The 503-nt window shown below is 43.9% G+C and carries 1 protein-coding gene; it reads right to left on the reverse strand.

Going from position 1 to position 503, the window contains the following annotated elements:
• The coding region (locus KTI79_RS19130; protein WP_086375723.1) for a cupin domain-containing protein at nt 1-461 on the reverse strand (461 nt) is incomplete at its 3' end.
• Between the last annotated feature and the right edge of the window lie 42 nt (nt 462-503).

Here is a 503-nt window from a genome sequence, read left to right on the forward strand (position 1 = left end):
TGTTCAATATTTTCAGGTCGTTCAAATGGCTCTGGAGTTGGATCTCCCTCTTTACGTGGACGACCGATGTCCCGGAAAAAGTACTCAAGCCCACTTGGTTGCATGAACCAAGCCCAATGCAGGTCTTCCTCACCATCATTAATAAATGTATGAGAGTTATGGGTACCTAGAAATACGGTTACACCTGGTTCTAATACGTATTCTTTCCCGTCAATAATTGCTTTGCCGCGTCCTGAAATGAAGTGCAGCACCTCTTCATGATCAGGATGAGCATGTTCACGAACTCGCCCACCGACAGGAACAGTTTGTGTTCCCATTGAAAAGTCACGTTTCATCTGAGCAAATTCTGGTGAGATAGCTACAGTGACGAAACCGTTTGCTGGTTTTGGCTGCCAGTAGCTTTTCTCTGTCTGGCGGTTGAAGTAATACACCACACCTTTATCTTCAGTATTCTCTGCCATGGTCGGCTCCTTAATCTTTATTATGTAAACGTTTACATTTTT

The organism is Acinetobacter sp. WU_MDCI_Abxd143 (assembly GCF_025514195.1).
Lineage (GTDB): Bacteria > Pseudomonadota > Gammaproteobacteria > Pseudomonadales > Moraxellaceae > Acinetobacter > Acinetobacter pittii_H.